Here is a 21,667-nt window from a genome sequence, read left to right on the forward strand (position 1 = left end):
CATCCGAAAAGACAAGGAGGCCACGATGGCAAAGGAAAAGTTTGACCGTTCGAAACCGCACGTGAACATCGGGACGATTGGTCACGTTGACCACGGCAAGACGACGTTGACGGCTGCGATCACGAAGTATTTCGGTGATTTCCAGGCCTACGACAAGATTGACGGTGCGCCGGAGGAGAAGGCGCGTGGGATCACGATCTCGACGGCGCACGTTGAGTACGAGACGGACAACCGTCACTACGCGCACGTGGATTGCCCCGGTCACGCGGACTACGTGAAGAACATGATCACGGGCGCGGCGCAGATGGACGGCGCGATCCTGGTCGTGAACGCCGCCGACGGGCCGATGCCGCAGACGCGCGAGCACCTTCTTCTTGCGCGCCAGGTTGGTGTTCCGGCGATCGTGGTGTTTCTGAACAAGGTTGACCAGGTCGACGACGAGGAGCTTCTGGAGCTTGTGGAGATGGAGGTGCGCGAGCTTCTGTCGGAGTACGAGTTCCCGGGCGACGACATTCCGATCGTTGCCGGCTCGGCGCTTGCGGCGATGGAGGGCAACACGCCCGAGATCGGCGAGGAGAAGGTCAAGGAGCTGATGGCCGCGGTTGATGACTACATCCCGACGCCGGAGCGTCCGAAGGACCAGCCGTTCCTGATGCCGATCGAGGACGTTTTCTCGATCTCGGGCCGCGGCACGGTGGTGACGGGCCGTGTCGAGCGTGGCGTGATCAAGGTTGGCGACGAGATCGAGATCGTCGGCCTGAAGGAGACGCGCAAGACGACGTGCACGGGTGTCGAGATGTTCCGCAAGCTGCTCGATTCGGGCGAGGCGGGCGACAACATCGGCGCGCTTCTGCGCGGCATCAACCGCGACGACGTGGAGCGCGGGCAGGTTCTGTGCAAGCCGAAGTCCGTGACGCCGCACACGAAGTTCGAGGCGGAGGCGTACATCCTGACGAAGGAGGAGGGCGGTCGTCACACGCCGTTCTTCGCCAACTACCGCCCGCAGTTCTACTTCCGCACGACGGACGTGACGGGGACGGTGACGCTGAAGGAGGGCACGGAGATGGTGATGCCGGGCGACAACGTGTCGTTCTCGGTCGAGCTGANNNNACGTGTCGTTCTCGGTCGAGCTGATCGCGCCCATCGCCATGGAGGACGGCCTGCGCTTCGCCATCCGCGAGGGCGGCCGCACCGTCGGCGCAGGCGTCGTCTCAAAGATCATCGAGTGAGCCCCTTGGGTTCGACGAGGGGCACCGGATACGCCGGTGCTCCTCCTATCAACGCCAAAGCCGCGAAAGGCTAGGACATGCAAAGCCAAAACATTCGCATTCGGCTCAAGGCCTTCGACTACCGCGTGCTGGACGCCAGCACGCAGGAGATCGTGAACACGGCCAAGCGCACGGGCGCCGACGTCCGTGGGCCCATCCCGCTGCCGAACAAGATCGAGAAGTTCACGGTGCTGCGCGGGCCGCACGTGAACAAGAAATCCCGCGACCAGTTCGAGATCCGCACGCACAAGCGTCTTCTCGACATTGTCGACCCCACACCGCAGACGGTGGACGCGCTGATGAAGCTCGACCTGGCCGCCGGCGTGGACGTTCAGATCTCGGTGTAAGGAGGGCACGGCAATGTTGCGCTCTGGTGTTATCGCAAAGAAGGTCGGGATGACCCGGCTCTTCATGGACGACGGCCGGCAGGTTCCGGTTACTGTCCTTCAACTCGACAAGCTTCAGGTCGTCGCGCAGCGCACGCCCGACCGGCACGGCTACAGCGCCGTGCAGCTGGGCGCCGGCACCGCCAAGGCCAAGCGGACCACGAAGGCCCTGCGCGGCCATTTCGCGGCCGCCAGGGTGGAGCCGAAGCGGAAGGTCGCGGAATTCCGGGTGGCGCCCGAGAACATGATCGACGTGGGCGAGGAAATCACCGCCGACCACTATTTCGAGGGTCAGTTCGTGGACGTCTGCGGCACCTCGATCGGCAAGGGCTTCGCCGGTGGCATGAAGCGGCACAACTTCCGCGGCCTCGAGGCCACGCACGGCATCTCGATCGCGCACCGCAGCCACGGCTCGACCGGCCAGTGCCAGGACCCCGGCAAGGTGTTCAAGGGCAAGAAGATGGCCGGTCACATGGGCGCGGCCCGCGTGACCACGCAGAACCTGCAGGTCGTCAAGACCGACGCCGAGCGGGGGCTGATCATGGTCAAGGGCGCGGTTCCCGGCGCCAAGGGCGGCTGGGTCACGATCAAGGACGCGGTCAAGAAGCCGTTCCCCGAGAACGCGATCCTGCCCGCGGCCCTGAAGTCCGCTGCCGAGGAAGCCAAGCGGCAGGCCGAAGAAGCCGCCGCGCAGGCCGCCGCCGAGGAGGAAGCCGCCGCGCAGGCCGCCGCCGAGGAGCAGGCCGCCGAGGAAGCCGCCGCCAAGGCCGAGGCCGAGGCAGACATCCAGTCCGAGAAGAAGGACGATCAGTGACATGAAACTCGACGTGATCAAACTGGACGGCGGCAAGTCCGGCTCGGTCGAGCTGGCCGACGATCTGTTCGGGCTGGAGCCGCGCGCGGACATCCTGCACCGTGTCGTCCGCTGGCAGCGCAATCGCGCGCAGGCCGGCACGCACAAGGTCAAGACCCGGTCTGAGACCTCGTACTCCAGCAAGAAGATCTACCGCCAGAAGGGCACCGGCGGCGCACGCCACGGTGACCGCAACGCGCCGATCTTCCGCAAGGGCGGGATCTACAAGGGGCCGACCCCGCGCAGCCATGCCCACGACCTGCCCAAGAAGTTCCGCAAGCTGGGCCTCAAGCACGCGCTGTCGGCCAAGGCCAAGGCGGGCGAGCTCGTCGTGATCGAGGAAGCCGCCGCCGAGGGCAAGACCAAGGCGCTGGCAAAGCAGGTCGCCGACCTGGGCTGGAAGCGTGCCCTGGTCATCGACGGGCAGGAGGTGGACGAGAAATTCGCCCGCGCCGCCCGCAACATCGAGGGTCTGGACGTCCTGCCGTCGGTGGGCGCAAACGTCTACGACATCCTGCGCCGTGACACGCTGGTGCTCACGCGGGCCGGGGTCGAAGCACTGGAGGCTCGACTGAAATGAGCGCGAAACCCGAACACTACGACATCATCCGCAAGCCGGTGATCACCGAGAAGGCGACGATGGCGTCCGAAGCCGGCGCCGTCGTATTCGAGGTCGCCAAGGACAGTTCCAAGCCGCAGATCAAGGAAGCCGTGGAAAGCCTGTTCGGCGTGAAGGTGAAGGCTGTCAACACGACCATCACCAAGGGCAAGAACAAGCGGTTCCGCGGCATTCGCGGCAAGCGCAACGATGTCAAGAAAGCCTATGTGACCCTCGAGGAGGGGAACACTATCGACGTGACCACCGGTCTCTGATAGGGAAACGCGACTCGTCGCGTGGCCCCGGCATTGCCGGGGCCACGGATTTTTCGACCGGGGACCTTCGGGGCCCTATGACCCGGGCGGCAACGCCGCCTTCAACCATAGCGGGGCCGATGCCCCGCGTTTGCTAGACGGAAGACAGAAAGCATGGCACTCAAGTCGTACAAACCGACGACGCCGGGCCAGCGCGGACTGGTGCTGATCGACCGTTCGGAGCTGTGGAAAGGACGCCCCGTGAAGGCCCTCACCGAGGGTCTGCACAAGTCGGGCGGCCGCAACAACACCGGGCGGATCACCTCGCGCAGGCGGGGCGGGGGCGTGAAGCGCCTGTACCGCGTCGTGGATTTCAAGCGCCGCAAGGCCGACATCCCGGCCACGGTGCAACGCATCGAATACGACCCGAACCGGACGGCCTTCATCGCGCTGATCAAATACGATGACGGCGAGCAGGCCTACATCCTGGCGCCGCAGCGCATGGCCGAGGGTGACAAGGTCATCTCGGGCGACAAGGCCGACATCAAGCCCGGCAACGCGATGCCGTTCACCGGGATGCCCATCGGCACGATCGTCCACAACATCGAGCTCAAGGCCGGCAAGGGCGGCCAGCTGGCACGGGCGGCGGGCACATATGCCCAGTTCGTCGGGCGCGACGGGGGCTATGCCCAGATCCGCCTGAGCTCGGGCGAGCTGCGCATGGTCCGGCAGGAATGCATGGCGACCGTCGGCGCGGTGTCGAACCCCGACAACGCCAACATCAACATCGGCAAGGCGGGCCGCAACCGTTACCGGGGGCGGCGCCCGTCGGTGCGCGGTGTGGTCATGAACCCGATCGACCACCCCCACGGCGGTGGCGAGGGGCGCACCTCGGGCGGCCGGCACCCGGTCAGCCCCTGGGGCAAGCCGACGAAGGGCATGCGCACCCGCAACACCAACAAGGCATCGCAGAAGCTCATCCTGCGGTCGCGTCACGCCAGAAAGAAGAAGGGCCGGTAAGACATGGCACGTTCTGTTTGGAAAGGCCCCTTTGTCGATTCTTACGTCCTGAAGAAGGCGGAAGCATCGCGCGAGTCGGGGCGCAACGAAGTCATCAAGATCTGGTCGCGGCGTTCGACGATCCTGCCGCAGTTCGTCGGCCTGACCTTCGGCGTCTACAACGGCCAGAAGCACATCCCGGTGCTGGTCAGCGAAGAGATGATCGGCCAGAAGTTCGGTGAATATGCCCCCACGCGCACGTACTACGGGCATGCCGCCGACAAGAAAGCGAAGCGGAAGAGGTAAGCGTCATGGGCAAGGCAAAGAACCCCCGCCGCGTGGCCGATAACGAAGCAATGGCGAAACTTCGCATGCTTCGGACCAGCCCGCAGAAACTCAACCTGGTCGCGGCGATGATCCGCGGCAAGAAGGTGGACAAGGCGCTCAACGACCTGACCTTCAGCCGCAAGCGGATTTCCGAGGACGTGAAGAAATGCCTTCAGTCCGCGATCGCCAACGCCGAGAACAACCACAACCTGGACGTCGACGATCTGGTGGTCGCCGAGGCCTACGTCGGCAAGAACCTGGTCATGAAGCGCGGTCGCCCGCGGGCGCGCGGCCGGTTCGGCGCGATCAAGAAGCCGTTCTCGGAGCTGACCATCAAGGTGCGTGAAATCGAGGAGCAAGCCTAATGGGTAACAAAGTCAATCCGATTGGCATGCGCCTGCAGGTGAACCGCACCTGGGACAGCCGCTGGTATGCCGACACCAAGGATTACGGCGACCTCCTGCTCGAGGACGTCAAGATCCGCGAATTCATCGGGGAAGAATGCCGGCAGGCCGGTGTCAGCCGCGTGATCATCGAGCGCCCGCACAAGAAGTGCCGCGTGACGATCCACACGGCGCGTCCGGGCGTCATCATCGGCAAGAAGGGTGCGGACATCGAGACGCTGCGCCGCAAGCTGGCCAGGATGACCGACAGCGAACTGCACCTGAACATCGTCGAGGTGCGCAAGCCCGAGCTGGACGCCGCGCTGGTGGCCGACTCGGTCGCGCAGCAGCTCGAGCGGCGGGTATCGTTCCGCCGCGCCATGAAGCGCGCCGTGCAGAACGCCATGCGCATGGGCGCCCAGGGCATCCGCCTGAACGTGGCCGGCCGCCTGGGCGGTGCCGAGATCGCGCGGACGGAATGGTACCGCGAGGGCCGCGTGCCCCTGCACACGCTGCGGGCGGACATCGATTACGCCCACGCGGAGGCCGAGACGCCTTACGGGATCATCGGTGTGAAGGTCTGGATCTTCAAGGGCGAGATCATGGAGCATGATCCCTCGGCCCGCGATCGCAAGACCCAGGAACTCCAGGAAGGTCCCGCGCCCCGTGGCGCCGGCGGCCGCCGCTGAGGAGGACAGGATATGCTTCAACCAAAGCGTACGAAATTCCGCAAGCAGCAGAAGGGCCGCATCAAGGGCGACGCCAAGGGCGGATCAGCGCTGAACTTCGGCGGCTACGGCCTGAAGGCGGCCGAGCCCGAGCGGATCACCGCGCGCCAGATCGAGGCCGCGCGCCGCGCCATGACGCGTCACATGAAGCGTCAGGGCCGGGTCTGGATCCGCATCTTCCCGGACACGCCGGTGACCAGCAAGCCGACCGAGGTCCGCATGGGCAAGGGCAAGGGCACCGTCGATTTCTGGGCGGCCAAGGTCAAGCCGGGCCGCGTGATGTTCGAGATTGACGGCGTGTCCGATTCTGTGGCAAAGGAAGCGCTCCGCCTCGCAGCGATGAAGCTGCCGATCAAGACGCGCATCGTGGTGCGCGAGGACTGGTAAGGAATTTTCGGGCCCCCGATGACCCGGTCGGGGGTTCGTTTTGTTGGAAAAGCGCGGGGCAGGCCCCGCGACTTCTGATGAAAGGAACCGGCGATGGACGCCAAGGAACTCAGAGACAAGACCCCCGATCAGCTCCGCGAGGAGCTGTCGCGGCTGAAAAAGGAGCAGTTCAACCTGCGCTTCCAGTCCGCCACGGGGCAGCTGGAAAACCCGGCACGGATGAAGCTGGTGCGCCGCGATACGGCGCGCGTTCTGACCGTGCTCAACGAGAAGGCCGCGCAAGCGGCCGCAGAATAAGGAGCCGGCGAGATGCCCAAACGTATTCTTCAAGGCACCGTGACCGGCGACGCCAACGACCAGACGATCACCGTCTCGGTCGAGCGCCGGTTCAAGCATCCCGTTCTGCAAAAGACCGTGCGGAAATCCAAGAAATACCGCGCGCACGATGCGAACAACGCGTTCAAGAAGGGGGATTTCGTGCGCATCATAGAGTGTGCCCCCTACTCGAAGTCGAAACGCTGGGAGGTTATCGCGGAATAAGGCGGTAACAGCCCGGTTTGAACGAAACCCTGGGGACCAGGCGAAGGACGCCCCCCAAAGGTCGGGAGAAACCACATGATCCAGATGCAGACCAATCTGGATGTCGCTGACAATTCCGGGGCCCGGAAGGTTCAGTGCATCAAGGTCCTCGGCGGGTCCAAGCGGAAGTACGCCAGCGTGGGCGACGTGATCGTCGTCTCCGTGAAGGAGGCGATTCCACGCGGCCGCGTCAAGAAGGGCGACGTGCGCAAGGCCGTCGTCGTGCGCACCGCCAAGGAAGTGCGCCGCGAGGATGGCACCGCCATCCGTTTCGACCGCAACGCCGCGGTCATCCTCAACAACGCGGGCGACCCGATCGGGACCCGGATCTTCGGGCCGGTCGTGCGCGAACTGCGCGCCAAGCGTTACATGAAGATCATCTCGCTCGCCCCGGAGGTGCTCTGATATGGCAGCCAAACTGAAAAAGGGCGACAAGGTCGTCGTGCTGGCCGGCAAGGACAAGGGCAAGGAGGGCACGATTTCCTCCGTCGATCCCGCGGCGGGCAAAGCCGTGGTCGACGGCGTGAACATGGCCGTGCGTCACACCAAGCAAAGCCAGCAAAGCCAGGGCGGGCGCATCCCCAAGGCGCTGCCGGTCGACCTGAGCAACCTTGCCATCGTCGACAAGAACGGCAAGCCCACCCGCGTCGGCTTCGAATTCCGCGACGGCAAGAAGGTGCGCGTCGCCAAGACCACGGGGGACGTGATCGATGCTTGATAGTGCCAGCTACACCCCGCGCCTGCGCACGCAGTACCGCGACAGCATCCGTGCCGCGCTCAAGGAAGAGTTCGGCTACGGCAACGACATGCAGATCCCGCGGCTCGACAAGATCGTGCTGAACATCGGTTGCGGCGCCGAAGCGGTGAAGGACTCCAAGAAGGCGAAGGCGGCCCAGGACGACCTGACCAAGATCGCCGGCCAGCGCGCCGTCATCACCCGCGCCAAGAACTCGATCGCGGGCTTCCGCGTGCGCGAAGGCATGCCGCTGGGCGCCAAGGTCACGCTGCGTGGTGACCGGATGTACGACTTCCTCGATCGCCTGATCACTGTCGCCCTGCCGCGCGTGCGCGACTTCCGCGGCGTGTCGGGCAAGGCCTTCGACGGCGGCGGCAACTATGCCATGGGCATCAAGGAACACATTGTCTTCCCCGAAGTCGACTACGATCAGGTGGACGAGGTCTGGGGCATGGACATCATCATCGGAACCACGGCGCAGACCGACGCCGAAGCCAAGGCGCTGTTGAAGCAATTCAACATGCCCTTCACCAGCTGAGGCGGAAAGGAAGAGACATGGCTAAGAAAGCAATGGTCGAACGCGAACGCAAGCGTCAGCGCCTGGTGGAGAAATACGCCGCCAAGCGGGCCGCGCTGAAGGAAATCATCAACGACGAGAGCAAGCCGATGGAGGAGCGGTTCCGCGCCTCCCTGAAGCTGGCCAAGCTGCCGCGCAACAGCTCGGCGACCCGTCTGCACAACCGGTGCCAGCTGACGGGCCGGCCGCACGCCTACTACCGCAAGCTCAAGGTCAGCAGGATCGCTCTGCGGGATCTGGGCTCCAACGGGCAGGCGCCCGGCCTGGTGAAGTCGAGCTGGTAAGGGAGAATTGCGATGAATGATCCTATCGGCGATATGCTCGCCCGCATCCGCAACGCCCAGATGCGCCACAAGTCGACGGTCACCGTGCCGGGCTCCAAGCTGCGTGCCTGGGTGCTCGACGTGATGGCCGAGGAAGGCTACATCCGCGGTTACGAGAAGGTGGAAGGCAAGAACGGCCATCCCGCGCTCGAGGTCAGCCTGAAGTATTTCGAGGGCACGCCGGTCATCCGCGAGATGAAGCGTGTCTCGAAGCCGGGCCGCCGCGTCTACATGGGTGTCAAGGACATCCCGCAGGTGCGTCAGGGCCTCGGAGTTTCCATCGTCTCGACGTCCCGCGGCGTGATGTCCGATGCCAACGCCCGCAGCCAGAACATCGGCGGCGAAGTGCTCTGCACCGTATTCTGAGGAGGTCTGAGATGTCTCGTATCGGAAAACAACCCGTGGCGCTTCCCGACGGCGTGGAGGCGACTGTCGCGGGCCAGACCATCGAGGTCAAGGGCCCCAAGGACACCAAGAGCTTCACCGCCACCGACGATGTCACCATCGCGGTCGAGGACGGCCAGATCACCGTCACGCCGCGCGGCCCGTCCAAGCGCGCGCGCCAGCAATGGGGCATGTCCCGCACGATCATCGCGAACATGGTCCACGGCGCGAAGGAAACCTTCAAGAAGGAACTGGAGATCCAGGGCGTCGGGTACCGTGCGCAGATGCAGGGTAACACGCTCAAGCTCAACCTCGGCCTGTCGCATGACGTCGACTTCGAGGTGCCCGACGGGGTGACCATCACGGTGCCCAAGCCGACCGAAATCGTCGTCGAGGGCACCGACAAGCAGGTGGTCGGCGAGGTCGCGGCCAACATCCGCGACTGGCGGCGCCCCGAACCCTACAAGGGCAAGGGAATCCGCTACAAGGGCGAGTATATCTTCCAGAAGGAAGGCAAGAAGAAGTAAGGACGCGCGAGAAATGGCAAACAGCAAAAGACAACTGTTCCTCAAGCGCCGTCTGCGCGTTCGGAACAAGCTTCGCAAGGTCAACGCCGGCTGCCCGCGTCTGAGCGTGCACCGGTCGAACAAGAACATCAGCGTGCAGCTGATCGACGATACCCGCGGCGTGACGCTGGCCTCGGCCTCGACCCTTGAAAAGGATCTGGGGATGGTGGGCAAGAACAACGTCGAAGCCGCCACCAAGGTCGGCGCGACGATCGCGGAGCGTGCCAAGAAGGCCGGCATCACCGAGGCCCAGTTCGACCGTGGCGGTTTCCTGTTCCACGGTCGCATCAAGGCCGTGGCCGACGCCGCCCGCGAAGGCGGCCTGAAGATCTAAGGAGACGAGGACAATGGCAAGAGAAGATACCCGCCGCGGAGGTCGCGACCGCGACGACGCACCGGAATTCGCCGATCGCCTCGTCGCGATCAACCGGGTCAGCAAGACCGTCAAGGGCGGCAAGCGCTTCGGCTTCGCGGCGCTGGTGGTCGTGGGCGATCAGAAGGGGCGCGTCGGCTTCGGCAAGGGCAAGGCCAAGGAAGTGCCCGAGGCGATCCGCAAGGCCACCGAGCAGGCCAAGCGGAAGATGATCCGCGTGCCCCTGCGCGAGGGCCGCACGCTGCACCACGACGGTTTCGGCCACCACGGCGCGGGCCGCGTGATCCTGCGCAGCGCGTCGCAGGGGACCGGGATCATCGCGGGCGGCCCCATGCGCGCGGTGTTCGAGATGCTGGGTGTGCAGGACGTGGTCGCCAAGTCGGTTGGCACGCAGAACCCCTACAACATGATCCGTGCGACGCTGAACGCGCTGGAATTCCAGTCCAGCCCGCGCATGGTCGCGCAGCGCCGCGGCAAGAAGGTGGCCGACATCCTGCGCAAGGACGAGAAGCCGGCCGAGAAGCCCGCCGAGGCCGACGCTTCGGCGCAAGCGTAAGGAGAGCGAGACATGGCCAAAACCATCGTCGTCAAGCAGGTTGGTTCGCCCATCCGCCGCCCCGAGAAACAGCGCCAGACGCTGGTCGGGCTGGGGCTGAACAAGATGCACAAGACGCGCGAGCTGGAAGACACGCCCAGCGTCCGCGGAATGATCGCCAAGATCCCGCATCTGGTCGAGATCGTCGAGGAACGCGGGTGACCGCTGGCCACGCGCCGGGCTGAAGCCCGGCCCACGGCAATGACCCGGGACAGGATGACCCCGCAGGCGCCCCGGCCGGAGACGGTCGGGGCGCATTGCTTTTCGGGGAATCGCGTGTGACAGGCGGCTCAGCCCGACCGGCCTGAGACATCCTGCGCCCGGCCGATAAGGGCGCAGCCCAGGGTGACGCGCAGCGCCTGGGCCAGTTCGTCGACGGTGTCGGTGGACACGTACAGCCCGCCCGTCCGGTCCGCGAGGCACTTCGCGACGGTCTGGCCGTCATAGCTGTCGGCTTCGGGGCTGTTCCAGGAAAACGGATCCTGAACCACGCGAAAGCCCACGACATGCACCGTCAGGTCGCGGGCGCTGGCGGCAAGCGCACCGCCCAGGGCGCAGGGCCGCCCGCCGCAGGTTTCGTTTCCGTCGGTGACCAGCACAACGATGCCCGGCCGCTCTCGATACTCGAGGGTTCGCGCCGCCGCGCGGACGGAGGCGGCCAAGGGTGTCAATCCGCCGGGCGCCAGCGCCCCGATGGCGCCGATCAACGCCCCGGCGGCATCGGGCGCCGGGGCAAAGCGCAGGTCGATACCCGAACAGGCATCCGCCCCGCCGGGTCCGTAGACCAGAAGCCCCACGCGGCGGTAGGGCGTGATCCGCGGCATCGCCCGGCGCATCGCCGCGCGCGCCTCCTCGATCCGGGTCGGCCGGGACGGGTCGTGGCCGATCTCGCCCATCGAGGCGGAGCCGTCGAAGACCAGCATCGCGTCGCGGGCGCATTCGGGGGAGGCGTCGGCACGATGCGCCGGTGGCCCCCAGCCGGTTGCCAGCGCCAGGAGGCCCGCCAGCCCGGCCAGGTGATATCGCCGCGCGCGGTTCATGTTTTACGTCCTAGCGCGGCGCGGCGAAAATCAACCCGTCAGATCGCGGTGGCCGCCCCGCCCTTGCGCGCGGGCGTCATCCCGTCTATACGCGCCCGGTGGCTTCGCGGCCACGATTCACAACCAAGTCATGCCGTGTTTGGCCCCATGCGCTTCGGGGGTCACATCCGGCTTCAGGAGAAGCGAACGATGAAACTGAACGAACTGCGCGACAATGCCGGCGCGACCCGCAGCCGCAAGCGTGTCGGCCGCGGCCCGGGCTCGGGCATCGGCAAGACCGGCGGGCGCGGCCTGAAAGGCCAGAAATCCCGCTCCGGCGTGGCTGTCAAGGGCTTCGAGGGCGGCCAGATGCCCATCTACCAGCGGCTGCCCAAGCGCGGCTTCAACAAGCCCAACGCAAAGCGCTATGCCGTGGTGAACCTGGGCCTGATCCAGAAATTCGTGGACGCCGGAAAGATCGACGCGAAACAACCGATCACCGAGGACGTGCTGGTGGCCAGCGGCCTGGTTCGGCGCAAGCGCGACGGCATTCGCGTTCTCGCCAAGGGCGAAGTGACGGCGAAACTCGCGCTCGAAGTCACCGGCGCGTCGAAAGCGGCCGTCGCCGCCGTCGATCAGGCGGGCGGGTCGCTGACGGTCACGACCCCGCAGGCGGCCGAATAAGAGGTTGTGGGCGGCGGCCGCGCCGCTTACATGACCCTACAGTTTTCCTAGCGCCGCCTGGGCCGGAAAACGGCGTGGGCGGCGCTGTCACATGAAAGAGACCGGCGCATGGTATCAGCAGCAGAGCAAATGGCGGCCAACACCAGCTGGGCTGCCCTCGGCAAGGCCACGGACCTTCGCAACCGCATCCTGTTCACGATCGGACTGCTGATGGTCTATCGCCTGGGCACCTACATCCCGGTGCCCGGGATCGACGGCGCCGAGCTGCGCGAGTTCATGGCCGGCGCGCAGTCGAGCATCGGTGGCATGCTGTCGATGTTCACCGGCGGCGCGCTGGGCCGCATGGGCATCTTCGCGCTGGGCATCATGCCCTACATCTCCGCGTCCATCATCGTGCAGTTGCTTGCGGCCATGGTGCCGTCGCTCGAGCAGCTCAAGAAGGAAGGCGAGATGGGGCGCCGCAAGATCAACCAGTACACCCGCTACGGGACGGTTGGCCTGGCGACGCTGCAGTCCTACGGGCTGGCCGTGAGCCTGCAGTCGGGCGATCTCGTGACCGACCCGGGCATCTTCTTCATCGCCTCGTGCATGATCACGCTGGTGGGCGGCACGATGTTCCTGATGTGGCTGGGCGAACAGATCACCGCGCGCGGCGTGGGCAACGGCATCTCGCTGATCATCTTCGTGGGCATCATCGCCGAGGTTCCCGCGGCACTGGCGCAGTTCCTCAGCCAGGGCCGGTCGGGCGCGATCAGCCCGGCGGTCATCGTGGGCGTGATGATCATGGTGGTCGCCGTGATCGCCTTCGTGGTGTTCATGGAGCGCAGCCTGCGCAAGATCCACATCCAGTATCCGCGCCGGCAGGCAGGCATGAAGATCTACGAGGGCGGCAGTTCGCACCTGCCGGTGAAGGTCAACCCGGCCGGCGTGATCCCGGCGATCTTTGCCAGTTCCCTGCTTCTGCTGCCGACGACGATCAGCACGTTCTCCGGCAACGAGACCAGCCCGCTGATGTCCACGATCATGGCCTATTTCGGGCCCGGTCAGCCGCTCTACCTTCTGTTCTTTGCCGCGATGATCGTCTTCTTCGCGTATTTCTACACCTACAACGTTTCGTTCAAGCCCGACGACGTGGCCGACAACCTCAAGAACCAGAACGGCTTCGTGCCGGGGATTCGCCCGGGCAAGAAGACCGCGGAATACCTCGAGTACGTCGTTACGCGGGTGCTCGTGCTCGGCTCGGGTTACCTTGCGGCAGTTTGTCTCCTGCCCGAGGTTCTGCGTAGCCAATTCGCGATACCCTTCTATTTTGGCGGCACCTCGGTCCTGATCGTGGTCTCGGTGACGATGGACACGATACAGCAGGTCCAGAGCCACCTGCTGGCGCACCAGTACGAAGGGCTGATCGAGAAATCTCAATTGAGCGGCAAGGGAAAGAAGCGCGCTCGCAAGAAGGGGACAGGACGCAGATGAACATCATTCTTCTCGGACCGCCGGGCGCCGGCAAGGGCACGCAGGCGCAGTTCCTCGCCGAAAGCCGGGACATGATCCAGCTTTCCACCGGCGACATGCTGCGAGAGGCCAAGGATTCGGGCACCGAAATGGGCAATATCGTCGCCGACGTCATGGCCCGCGGCGACCTTGTGACCGATGACATCGTCATCGGGCTCATCCGCGAGAAGCTGGAGGGCGACAAGAAGGGCGGGGTGATCTTCGACGGGTTCCCGCGCACGCTGGCGCAGGCCGATGCGCTGGAGGAGTTGCTCGCGGACACGGGCGAGACACTGGACGCCGTGATCGAGCTCCAGGTGAACGACGAGACGCTGGTCCAGCGGATCGTGGGCCGCGCCGAGGAGGCGCGGGCCGCCGGTCAGCCGGTGCGCGCCGACGACAACGAGGACAGCGTTCGCCAGCGCCTCATGGAATACTACAAGAAGACCTCGCCTCTGATCGGCTACTACTATGCCAAGGGCAAACTGAGCCGGGTCGACGGCCTGGGCGAGATCGACGAGGTGCGCGCGGCGATCTCGGACGCGCTGGACTGAGCACCGGATAAGCCGTCGGGCGGGTGCCCGCGCGGCGCCCGTCACAAATGACTTGACAAGGGGTTGACGCGCCGCGCCTCACCCAATAGTTAGCCGTATCTCGACCGAGAAACCGATTCCGCGAAGCGATTCAGCGGCGGATTCGATCACCTCAGATCAGCTGCGGCCCGGTGGCGCGAAGCCTCGGGCTTCCGTTGTGAAAAAAGGTTCTGGGATTACGGAACCGCAACGAAAGGACATGACACTTGGCACGAATCGCCGGCGTTAACATCCCGACCCACAAACGGGTTCCCATCGCGCTCACCTACATCACCGGAATCGGCCCGAGCTCGGCCAGGTCGATCTGCGAGGCCGCGGGCATCGACCAGACGCGTCGCGTGAACGAGCTTTCGGATGCCGAGGTGCTGGCCGTCCGCGAGCACATCGACACCAACTACACGGTCGAAGGCGACCTGCGCCGCGAGGTGCAGATGAACATCAAGCGCCTGATGGACCTCGGCTGCTACCGTGGCCTACGCCACCGCCGCAACCTGCCGGTCCGTGGCCAGCGCACCCACACCAATGCCCGTACCCGCAAGGGCCCGGCGAAACCCATCGCCGGCAAGAAGAAGTAAGGGAGGGCAGAGAGAATGGCACGCGATACCCGCAAGACCACGCGCGGCAAGAAAAAGGTCTCCAAGAACATCGCCACGGGCGTGGCGCATGTGAACAGCTCGTTCAACAACACCAAGATCCTGATTTCCGACGTGCAGGGCAACGCGATCTCCTGGTCGTCGGCCGGCACCATGGGTTTCAAGGGCTCGCGCAAGTCGACGCCCTACGCTGCCCAGATGGCCGCCGAGGACGCCGGCAAGAAGGCGCAGGAACACGGCATGCGCACCCTCGAGGTCGAGGTTCAGGGTCCGGGGTCTGGCCGCGAATCCGCGCTGCGCGCCCTGGCCGCGGTGGGCTTCAACATCACGTCGATCCGCGACGTGACGCCGATCCCGCACAACGGTTGCCGCCCGCCGAAACGTCGCCGCGTCTGACCGCGAATTTCCAGCCGGGGCCGCGTCATCCGTACGCGGCCCCGCTTCGTCATTTTGAACCTCGGGCGTTCTGTCCTTCGGACATGGGGACAGGACAGGAATGGAGGGACGCATGATCCACAAAAACTGGGCCGATCTGATCAAGCCGACACAGCTTGACGTCCGCCCCGGCAACGATCCGGTGCGCCAGGCGACCGTCGTCGCGGAACCGCTCGAGCGCGGCTTCGGCCTTACACTGGGCAACGCGCTGCGTCGCGTTCTTCTGAGCTCGCTCCAGGGCGCGGCCATCACCAGCGTCCAGATCGACAACGTCCTGCACGAATTCTCTTCGGTTGCGGGCGTGCGCGAGGACGTCACCGACATCGTCCTCAACCTCAAGGGCGTTTCGCTGAAAATGGACGTGGAAGGCCCCAAGCGGTTGTCGATCAACGCGAAGGGACCCGGCGAGGTCACGGCCGGCGACATCTCGGACAGTGCAGGCATCGAGATCCTGAACAAGGATCACGTCATCTGCCACCTCGACGAGGGCGCGGACCTGTACATGGAGCTGACCGTCAACACGGGCAAGGGATACGTCTCGGCGGACAAGAACAAGCCCGACGATGCGCCGATCGGCCTTATCCCGGTCGACGCGATCTATTCGCCGGTCAAGAAGGTAAGCTACGACGTGCAGCCCACGCGTGAGGGGCAGGTGCTCGACTACGACAAGCTGACCATGAAGGTGGAAACCGATGGCTCGGTTACCCCGGACGACGCCGTCGCCTATGCCGCGCGCATCCTTCAGGACCAGCTTTCGATCTTCGTCAATTTCGAGGAGCCGGAAACCGGCGCCCGCGGCGAGGAGGAAGAAGGCCTCGAATTCAACCCCTTGCTTCTCAAGAAGGTGGACGAGCTGGAACTCAGCGTGCGTTCGGCCAACTGCCTGAAGAACGACAACATCGTCTACATCGGCGACCTGATCCAGAAGACCGAGGCCGAGATGCTGCGCACGCCCAACTTCGGTCGCAAGTCGCTCAACGAGATCAAGGAGGTGCTTTCCGGCATGGGGCTGCACCTCGGCATGGACGTCGAGGACTGGCCGCCGGACAACATCGAGGAACTGGCCAAGAAATTCGAGGACCAGTTCTGAGTCGCGGCAGGGCACACCTGCCACGCGTCACCCCGGGCAATCCCGCCCCAAGGAGAGCCGGTGACACGCATCGCCGGCCGGACAAAGCATAAAGCCAAGGAGACAAGACAATGCGTCACGCCAGAGGATACCGCCGGCTCAACCGGACCCACGAGCACCGCAAGGCGCTGTGGGCCAACATGGCCGGCTCTCTCATCGAACACGAACAGATCAAGACGACCCTGCCGAAGGCGAAGGAACTGCGCCGCGTCGCCGAGAAACTGGTCACGCTGGCCAAGCGCGGCGACATCCACGCGCGTCGCCAGGCGGCCGCGCAGCTCAAGCAGGACGCCCACGTCGCCAAGCTGTTCGACGTGCTCGGCCCCCGCTACAAGGAGCGCCAGGGCGGCTACGTCCGCGTGCTCAAGGCCGGGTTCCGCTACGGCGACATGGCCCCGATGGCCATCATCGAGTTCGTCGACCGCGACCCCGAGGCGAAGGGCGCGGCGGACCGCGCGCGCGTGGCGGCCGAGGAAGCCGCCGGGGAGTGACCGGGGGCCGCCCCGTCAGTACCGTCTGAAAAAGGGGCCCTCGCCTTTATGGCGGGGGTCCTTGTCGTTCATGCCGCTTGCATTGGCCCGCGGCGCTCCGCATATCCTCGATCACAGGTCCCAGGTCACGTGGAGGCAAGCACCATGATCCGTGCACTTTGCATCCTTCTTCTCGGGTTCGCCGGACCGGCCGCCGCGGAAATGCAGGTGCCGCAAGACCGGGCCGAGATCCGCAAGGGCTTCACCCCGGTGGTTGAACGCGCCGCCCCGGCGGTCGTGAACATCTACGCCAAGCGCATCGTGAACGTGCGCGTCAGCCCGTTCCGCAATGATCCCTTCTTTCAGGACCTGTTTCGCGATTTCGGCACGCCCCGAAAACGCGTGCAGAACTCTCTGGGGTCCGGTGTGATCCTGTCGCAGGACGGTCTCCTGGTCTCCAACTACCACGTTGTCGGGCAGGCGACGGACATCCGCGTGGTGCTCAACGATCGGCGCGAATTCTCCGCCGAGGTGGTGCTGGCCGACGAGGAAAGCGACCTCGCGGTGCTCAGGCTCGACGGCGCACAGGGCATGCCGGCGCTTGAGCTGCGCGACAGCGACACCGTGCAAGTGGGTGAACTGGTGTTGGCCATCGGCAACCCCTTCGGTGTCGGCCAGACGGTCAGCAGCGGGATCGTGTCGGGGCTGGCACGGTCGGGCACGGCCACGGGCGACGCGCGGGGTTATTTCATCCAGACCGACGCGCCGATCAATCCGGGCAACTCGGGCGGGGCGCTGGTGGACGTCAACGGCCGGCTCATCGGGGTGAACACCGCGATCCTCAGTCGCTCGGGCGGCTCCAACGGGATCGGCTTCGCCATTCCGTCGGCGCTTGTGGCGCAGTTCCTTGACCAGGCGCGCGCGGGCAACGACAGCTTCCGCCGTCCCTGGGCGGGGCTCAACGGCCAGCCGGTGACCGCCGACATGGCGGAAGGCCTGGGATTGTCCCGGCCCGGCGGCATGGTGGTTTCGCAGGTTCATCCCGCAAGCGCCTTCGCCGCGGCCGGGTTCCGGGCGGGCGATGTCATCACCGCCGTCGACGGCGAGCCCGTGAACACCCCCGCCGAGATGTCCTTTCGCATGACCGTCTCCGGGATCGGGGCCAGTGCCACCGTCACCCGCGTTCGCGACGGCACCACCGAGAAGGTGTCGGTCGACCTGATCGCGCCGCCGAACGACCCGCCGCGCGCAAAGATGGAAACCGGGCGCAACGCGGTCATCCCCGGAATGACGATCTCGACCGTCAACCCGAAAATCATCGCCGACAGGGACCTGTCGCTGAACGCCCGCGGTGTTCTGGTGGACGATCCCGGCCCGGTCGGGCGGCGCGCCGGCCTGCGCCCCGGCGACATCGTGCTGTCGGTCAACGGCACCTCCGTGGAAGACACCGAGGCGCTTTCGCGGCTTCTGCAGCGGGTTGAGGGGCGGCTTGCGCTCGAGATCCGGCGCGGAGACCGTCGCGCCGTCATGCGCTACCGGCTCTGAGCGATGGCTGATCTGTTCGACCAGGCCGGCACCACGGCCGACAATGCGCCGGAGGGCGCGCCCCGCCCCTTGGCCGACCGGCTGCGGCCGGGCGCGCTGGATGACGTCATCGGCCAGGAACAGGTTCTTGGCCCGGAAGGGCCGTTGGGCGGCATGCTGGCGGCGGGCAGCCTGTCGTCGCTGATCTTCTGGGGGCCGCCCGGCGTGGGCAAGACGACCATCGCCCGGCTCCTGGCGCGCGAGACCGACCTGCATTTCGTGCAGGTCAGCGCGATCTTCACCGGCGTGGCGGAGCTCAAGAAAGTCTTCGACGAGGCCCGCCACCGGCGCTCGGGCGGGCAGGGCACCCTGCTGTTCGTCGACGAGATCCACCGCTTCAACAAGGCCCAGCAGGACGGTTTCCTGCCCTACATGGAGGACGGGACGGTCCTTCTCGTGGGCGCCACCACCGAGAACCCCAGCTTCGAGTTGAACGCCGCCCTGCTGTCGCGGGCGCAGGTTCTAGTGCTCGAGCGTCTTTCCCTGGCCGACCTCGAGCGGCTGGCGCAGCGCGCCGAGGCGGAGCTGGGCCGCGCGCTGCCACTGGATGGCCCGGCGCGCGAGGCGCTGCTGGAAATGTCCGACGGGGACGGTCGTGCCCTGTTGAACCTGATCGAACAGATCGCCGCGTGGGACGCGCCCGAGCCCCTGGACACCCAGGCGTTGCAGGCGCGGCTCATGCGCCGGGCGGCGAAATACGACAAGTCGGGGGACGAACGTTACAACCTGATCTCGGCCCTGCACAAGTCGGTGCGCGGGTCGGACCCGGATGCCGCGCTGTACTGGCTGGCGCGGATGCTGGAGGGGGGCGAGGATCCCCGTTACCTCGCGCGGCGGATCACGCGGATGGCCGTCGAGGACATCGGCCTTGCCGATCCGCAGGCGCAGGTGGTGTGCCTCCGGTCTTGGGAAACCTACGAACGCCTTGGCAGCCCGGAGGGTGAGCTCGCCCTCGCGCAGGCGGTGATCTACCTCGCGCTGGCGCCCAAGTCGAACGCGGGCTACGCGGCCTTCAAGGCCGCGGCGCGGTCGGCGAAGAAGACCGGCTCGGAACCGCCACCAAAGCATATCCTGAACGCCCCCACCGGCCTGATGAAGGAGCAGGGATACGGCGCGGGCTACGCCTATGACCACGACGCCGAGGACGGGTTTTCCGGGCAGAACTATTTCCCCGAGGGAATGAAACGCCCGGTGCTTTACCAACCCGTGGAACGCGGATTCGAACGCGAACTGAAGAAGCGCCTGGATTATTTCGCGGCGCTGCGCGACCGCCGGCGTTGAACGACGGCCCGGCGGATCAATCCCTTGGGACGTGTCGAATCGTTCGGATGCGGGAAAATTGCAGGCCGAGGGTAGCGGGAAGGCGATTTTCGTGTTTTCATTCCCAGCGCCGCCCGACTGGCCTGGACACATCAGAGCCGGACGGGACGGCGCGCGCGGCCGCCGTTCCGGACAACCCGGCGCGGAGTGTGCAGCGCCCGAAACCAGGAATTTTTCCGGGAGGTAATAGATGAAGACGAAACAGGAACTGCTCGACAAGCTCGCGGCCGAGGCCCGCAAGGGCCGCATTTCCCGCCGCGATTTCATGTCGACGGCAATGGCGGCCGGCGTGACGGCAACGACGGCCACGGGCCTGTGGACGAAGCAGGCGGCCGCGCAGCCCAAGCGCGGCGGCACCTTCCGCTGGGGCATCCACGACGGCAACACGTCCGACACGCACGATCCGGGGACATACGTTTCGCGCCAGCAGATCTATCTGGCGCACCAGTACCGGTCGTATCTGACGATGATCAACCCGGACAACTCGCTCGGGCCTGATCTCGCGATCAACTGGGAAGCCACGCCCGACGCGGCCGAGTGGACCTTTGAACTGCATCCGGATGCCACGTTCCACAGCGGCAAGCCGGTCACCGCGAACGACGTGGTCGCCTCGATCAATCACCACCGCGGCGAAGACACGACCTCCGCGGCGAAATCGCTGCTTACCGACGTGACCGAGGTGAAGGCTGACGGCGAGAACGCCGTCGTCGTGACGCTGGCACGCGGCAACGCCGACCTGCCGTGGCTGATGACGGACTATCACCTCGCCATCTGCCCGGCGAACGACGACGGCAGCATCGACTGGCAGTCCGGCGACGGTTCCGGCCCCTACAAGATCGTCGATGGCGAATGGGGCGTGCAGTGGGATCTGGAGCGTCACGAGGGCTGGCACGGCGAAGGCGCCTATTTCGACGCCGTGAAGATACTGGTGCTCAACGATCCGAACGCGCGGCAGACCGCGCTTGTCACCGGCGATGTCGACGCGGTTTCCCTGATCGACCTCAAGACGAAGTCGCTGCTCGAGCGCAACCCGGACATCACCGTGGACAACGTGCCCTCCGGCGCGGCGATCACCATGCCGATGTTCTGCGACACCGCGCCGTTCGACGACGTGAACGTGCGCAACGCGCTGAAACTGTCGATCAACCGCGAGGAAATCATCGACAAGATCGCCTTCGGCGCCGCCACCATCGGCAACGACTTCCACCTGTCACCGGTGCAGCCGTATCATCCCGACGACATCCCGCAGCGCGAATACGACCCCGACAAGGCCAAGTCGCTGCTCAAGAAGGCGGGCATGGAAAACCTTTCGGTGGACATTCACACCGCCGACAGCGTCTTCTCGGGCGCGGTGGACATGTGCGTGCTGTTTTCCGAACACGCCAAGGCGGCGGGCATCGACGTCAAGGTCGTGCGAGAACCGAACGACGGCTACTATTCCGATGTCTGGCTGAAGGAATCCTTCACCGCCGTGTCGTGGGGCGCGCGCCCGACGCCGGACGTGATGTTCACGCTGGCCTACAAGTCCGACGCTGACTGGAACGAGAGCCGCTGGCAGAACGAGCGGTTCAACAAGCTGCTGCTCGAGGCCAAGGGCGAACTGGACGACGCCAAGCGCGCCGAGATGTACCGCGAGATGTGCATGCTGATGCGCAACGACGGCGGCACGATCATCCCGTTCTTCAACAACTTCGTCTACGCGCGGCGCAGCAACGTGCAGCACAGCGGCCAGCTGGCGGCCAGCTGGGAAGGCGACGGCGCCCGCGCACCGAGCCGCTGGTGGTTCGCATAAGCAGGCATGACACGGCGCCGGCCTGTCCGGCGCCGCGATGCGAACACGCGAAGGCGGCCGGCGATTGTCGGCCGCCTTTTTCGGTGGCGACATTCCTTGTCCGGGCGATTCTCTCCCGGGCGGCGACCGGGGGGCGCAAAGCGCGGTTATCTACCGGGTCGGGCTAAAAAAAATCGTGAGTCCCCCCACAAGAGGGTAGATGCGTGGCGGATTTCGTGTTTTTGTAATATTATGTCGCATT

General features: G+C 65.5%; 31 protein-coding genes and 1 pseudogene. 31 read left to right on the forward strand and 1 reads right to left on the reverse strand.

Translation table 11 applies throughout. From position 1 onward, the window contains the following. Positions 1 to 25 precede the first annotated feature (25 nt). The 21 genes and pseudogenes from tuf (at position 26) to rpmD (ending at position 10,478) form a co-directional block, all read left to right on the forward strand. Positions 26 to 1,229 (forward strand): annotated as a pseudogene (gene tuf / locus CEF10_RS15240) (elongation factor Tu). A 77-nt stretch (positions 1,230 to 1,306) separates the two neighbouring features. Next, the gene (rpsJ, locus tag CEF10_RS15245; protein ID WP_057795293.1) at positions 1,307 to 1,615 is read left to right on the forward strand and encodes a 30S ribosomal protein S10; all 309 of its coding nucleotides are present in this window, start codon (positions 1,307 to 1,309) and stop codon (positions 1,613 to 1,615) included. Positions 1,616 to 1,628: 13 nt separating this feature from the next. Then, entirely contained in the window at positions 1,629 to 2,468 is an 840-nt protein-coding gene (gene rplC, locus CEF10_RS15250) for a 50S ribosomal protein L3 (RefSeq protein WP_101069039.1), read from the forward strand. A 1-nt stretch (position 2,469) separates the two neighbouring features. Beyond that, entirely contained in the window at positions 2,470 to 3,087 is a 618-nt protein-coding gene (gene rplD, locus CEF10_RS15255; RefSeq protein WP_101069040.1) for a 50S ribosomal protein L4, read from the forward strand. Beyond that, positions 3,084 to 3,380: a 50S ribosomal protein L23 gene (locus CEF10_RS15260; protein ID WP_101069041.1), complete on the forward strand. Its 297-nt coding sequence runs from the start codon at positions 3,084 to 3,086 to the stop codon at positions 3,378 to 3,380. Before rplD ends, CEF10_RS15260 begins: the two co-directional genes overlap by 4 nt. A 153-nt stretch (positions 3,381 to 3,533) precedes the next feature. Then, positions 3,534 to 4,379, forward strand: a complete 846-nt coding sequence (gene rplB / locus CEF10_RS15265) for a 50S ribosomal protein L2 (protein WP_101069042.1) — start codon at positions 3,534 to 3,536, stop codon at positions 4,377 to 4,379. Between the two features lie 3 nt (positions 4,380 to 4,382). Further along, positions 4,383 to 4,664, forward strand: coding sequence for a 30S ribosomal protein S19 (gene rpsS, locus CEF10_RS15270; RefSeq protein WP_101069043.1), 282 nt, complete (start codon positions 4,383 to 4,385; stop codon positions 4,662 to 4,664). A gap of 5 nt (positions 4,665 to 4,669) precedes the next feature. After that, positions 4,670 to 5,050: a 50S ribosomal protein L22 gene (rplV, locus tag CEF10_RS15275; RefSeq protein WP_101069044.1), complete on the forward strand. Its 381-nt coding sequence runs from the start codon at positions 4,670 to 4,672 to the stop codon at positions 5,048 to 5,050. Next, a complete protein-coding gene (gene rpsC, locus CEF10_RS15280) occupies positions 5,050 to 5,757 on the forward strand; it encodes a 30S ribosomal protein S3 (RefSeq protein ID WP_101069045.1) in 708 nt (235 codons plus the stop codon). Before rplV ends, rpsC begins: the two co-directional genes overlap by 1 nt. Before the next feature lie 12 nt (positions 5,758 to 5,769). Next, positions 5,770 to 6,183, forward strand: a complete 414-nt coding sequence (gene rplP, locus CEF10_RS15285; protein WP_101069046.1) for a 50S ribosomal protein L16 — start codon at positions 5,770 to 5,772, stop codon at positions 6,181 to 6,183. Positions 6,184 to 6,276: 93 nt separating this feature from the next. Beyond that, the gene (gene rpmC, locus CEF10_RS15290; RefSeq protein ID WP_101069047.1) at positions 6,277 to 6,480 is read left to right on the forward strand and encodes a 50S ribosomal protein L29; all 204 of its coding nucleotides are present in this window, start codon (positions 6,277 to 6,279) and stop codon (positions 6,478 to 6,480) included. Between the two features lie 12 nt (positions 6,481 to 6,492). After that, positions 6,493 to 6,723, forward strand: coding sequence for a 30S ribosomal protein S17 (gene rpsQ / locus CEF10_RS15295; protein WP_101069048.1), 231 nt, complete (start codon positions 6,493 to 6,495; stop codon positions 6,721 to 6,723). Between the two features lie 75 nt (positions 6,724 to 6,798). Continuing rightward, complete coding sequence (gene rplN, locus CEF10_RS15300; RefSeq protein ID WP_101069049.1) at positions 6,799 to 7,167, forward strand: 50S ribosomal protein L14; 369 nt, start codon at positions 6,799 to 6,801, stop codon at positions 7,165 to 7,167. A 1-nt stretch (position 7,168) separates the two neighbouring features. Continuing rightward, positions 7,169 to 7,480 (forward strand): 50S ribosomal protein L24, encoded by a 312-nt coding sequence (gene rplX / locus CEF10_RS15305; RefSeq protein ID WP_101069050.1) that lies wholly within the window; start codon positions 7,169 to 7,171, stop codon positions 7,478 to 7,480. After that, positions 7,473 to 8,036, forward strand: a complete 564-nt coding sequence (rplE, locus tag CEF10_RS15310; RefSeq protein ID WP_101069051.1) for a 50S ribosomal protein L5 — start codon at positions 7,473 to 7,475, stop codon at positions 8,034 to 8,036. The genes rplX and rplE overlap by 8 nt, the downstream gene beginning before the upstream one ends. Before the next feature lie 17 nt (positions 8,037 to 8,053). After that, entirely contained in the window at positions 8,054 to 8,359 is a 306-nt protein-coding gene (rpsN, locus tag CEF10_RS15315; protein WP_101069052.1) for a 30S ribosomal protein S14, read from the forward strand. A 12-nt stretch (positions 8,360 to 8,371) separates the two neighbouring features. After that, positions 8,372 to 8,764, forward strand: coding sequence for a 30S ribosomal protein S8 (gene rpsH / locus CEF10_RS15320; protein WP_101069053.1), 393 nt, complete (start codon positions 8,372 to 8,374; stop codon positions 8,762 to 8,764). Between the two features lie 11 nt (positions 8,765 to 8,775). Further along, positions 8,776 to 9,309: a 50S ribosomal protein L6 gene (gene rplF / locus CEF10_RS15325; protein ID WP_101069054.1), complete on the forward strand. Its 534-nt coding sequence runs from the start codon at positions 8,776 to 8,778 to the stop codon at positions 9,307 to 9,309. A gap of 13 nt (positions 9,310 to 9,322) precedes the next feature. Then, positions 9,323 to 9,682, forward strand: coding sequence for a 50S ribosomal protein L18 (gene rplR / locus CEF10_RS15330; protein WP_101069055.1), 360 nt, complete (start codon positions 9,323 to 9,325; stop codon positions 9,680 to 9,682). A gap of 13 nt (positions 9,683 to 9,695) precedes the next feature. After that, positions 9,696 to 10,277 carry a 30S ribosomal protein S5 gene (gene rpsE / locus CEF10_RS15335; RefSeq protein ID WP_101069056.1) on the forward strand — a complete coding sequence of 194 codons (582 nt, stop codon included), beginning with the start codon at positions 9,696 to 9,698 and terminating at the stop codon, positions 10,275 to 10,277. A 12-nt stretch (positions 10,278 to 10,289) separates the two neighbouring features. After that, the gene (rpmD, locus tag CEF10_RS15340; RefSeq protein WP_101069057.1) at positions 10,290 to 10,478 is read left to right on the forward strand and encodes a 50S ribosomal protein L30; all 189 of its coding nucleotides are present in this window, start codon (positions 10,290 to 10,292) and stop codon (positions 10,476 to 10,478) included. Positions 10,479 to 10,606: 128 nt separating this feature from the next. Here the strand turns inward: rpmD and CEF10_RS15345 are convergent, their stop codons facing one another. Continuing rightward, positions 10,607 to 11,356, reverse strand: coding sequence for a vWA domain-containing protein (locus CEF10_RS15345; RefSeq protein WP_232796534.1), 750 nt, complete (start codon positions 11,354 to 11,356; stop codon positions 10,607 to 10,609). Between the two features lie 189 nt (positions 11,357 to 11,545). Here CEF10_RS15345 and rplO point away from each other — a divergent pair, with 189 nt between their 5' ends. The 10 genes from rplO to CEF10_RS15395 all read left to right on the forward strand — a co-directional run bounded on the left by rplO (position 11,546) and on the right by CEF10_RS15395 (position 21,426). After that, entirely contained in the window at positions 11,546 to 12,019 is a 474-nt protein-coding gene (rplO, locus tag CEF10_RS15350) for a 50S ribosomal protein L15 (protein ID WP_101069072.1), read from the forward strand. Between the two features lie 108 nt (positions 12,020 to 12,127). After that, entirely contained in the window at positions 12,128 to 13,492 is a 1,365-nt protein-coding gene (gene secY / locus CEF10_RS15355) for a preprotein translocase subunit SecY (protein WP_101069058.1), read from the forward strand. After that, positions 13,489 to 14,064 (forward strand): adenylate kinase, encoded by a 576-nt coding sequence (locus tag CEF10_RS15360; protein ID WP_101069059.1) that lies wholly within the window; start codon positions 13,489 to 13,491, stop codon positions 14,062 to 14,064. The genes secY and CEF10_RS15360 overlap by 4 nt, the downstream gene beginning before the upstream one ends. Positions 14,065 to 14,309: 245 nt before the next feature. Continuing rightward, positions 14,310 to 14,678, forward strand: a complete 369-nt coding sequence (gene rpsM, locus CEF10_RS15365; RefSeq protein WP_101069060.1) for a 30S ribosomal protein S13 — start codon at positions 14,310 to 14,312, stop codon at positions 14,676 to 14,678. A 15-nt stretch (positions 14,679 to 14,693) separates the two neighbouring features. Next, positions 14,694 to 15,092: a 30S ribosomal protein S11 gene (rpsK, locus tag CEF10_RS15370; RefSeq protein ID WP_101069061.1), complete on the forward strand. Its 399-nt coding sequence runs from the start codon at positions 14,694 to 14,696 to the stop codon at positions 15,090 to 15,092. A 112-nt stretch (positions 15,093 to 15,204) separates the two neighbouring features. Beyond that, positions 15,205 to 16,221 carry a DNA-directed RNA polymerase subunit alpha gene (locus CEF10_RS15375; RefSeq protein WP_101069073.1) on the forward strand — a complete coding sequence of 339 codons (1,017 nt, stop codon included), beginning with the start codon at positions 15,205 to 15,207 and terminating at the stop codon, positions 16,219 to 16,221. A 110-nt stretch (positions 16,222 to 16,331) separates the two neighbouring features. Further along, complete coding sequence (rplQ, locus tag CEF10_RS15380; protein ID WP_101069062.1) at positions 16,332 to 16,751, forward strand: 50S ribosomal protein L17; 420 nt, start codon at positions 16,332 to 16,334, stop codon at positions 16,749 to 16,751. A gap of 144 nt (positions 16,752 to 16,895) precedes the next feature. After that, the gene (locus tag CEF10_RS15385; RefSeq protein ID WP_101069063.1) at positions 16,896 to 18,275 is read left to right on the forward strand and encodes a Do family serine endopeptidase; all 1,380 of its coding nucleotides are present in this window, start codon (positions 16,896 to 16,898) and stop codon (positions 18,273 to 18,275) included. A 3-nt stretch (positions 18,276 to 18,278) separates the two neighbouring features. Next, entirely contained in the window at positions 18,279 to 19,595 is a 1,317-nt protein-coding gene (locus CEF10_RS15390; RefSeq protein ID WP_101069064.1) for a replication-associated recombination protein A, read from the forward strand. A gap of 229 nt (positions 19,596 to 19,824) precedes the next feature. Then, a complete protein-coding gene (locus CEF10_RS15395; RefSeq protein ID WP_101069065.1) occupies positions 19,825 to 21,426 on the forward strand; it encodes an ABC transporter substrate-binding protein in 1,602 nt (533 codons plus the stop codon). The last annotated feature ends 241 nt before the right edge of the window (positions 21,427 to 21,667 follow it).

The organism is Roseovarius salinarum, assembly GCF_002834145.1.
Lineage (GTDB): Bacteria > Pseudomonadota > Alphaproteobacteria > Rhodobacterales > Rhodobacteraceae > Roseovarius > Roseovarius salinarum.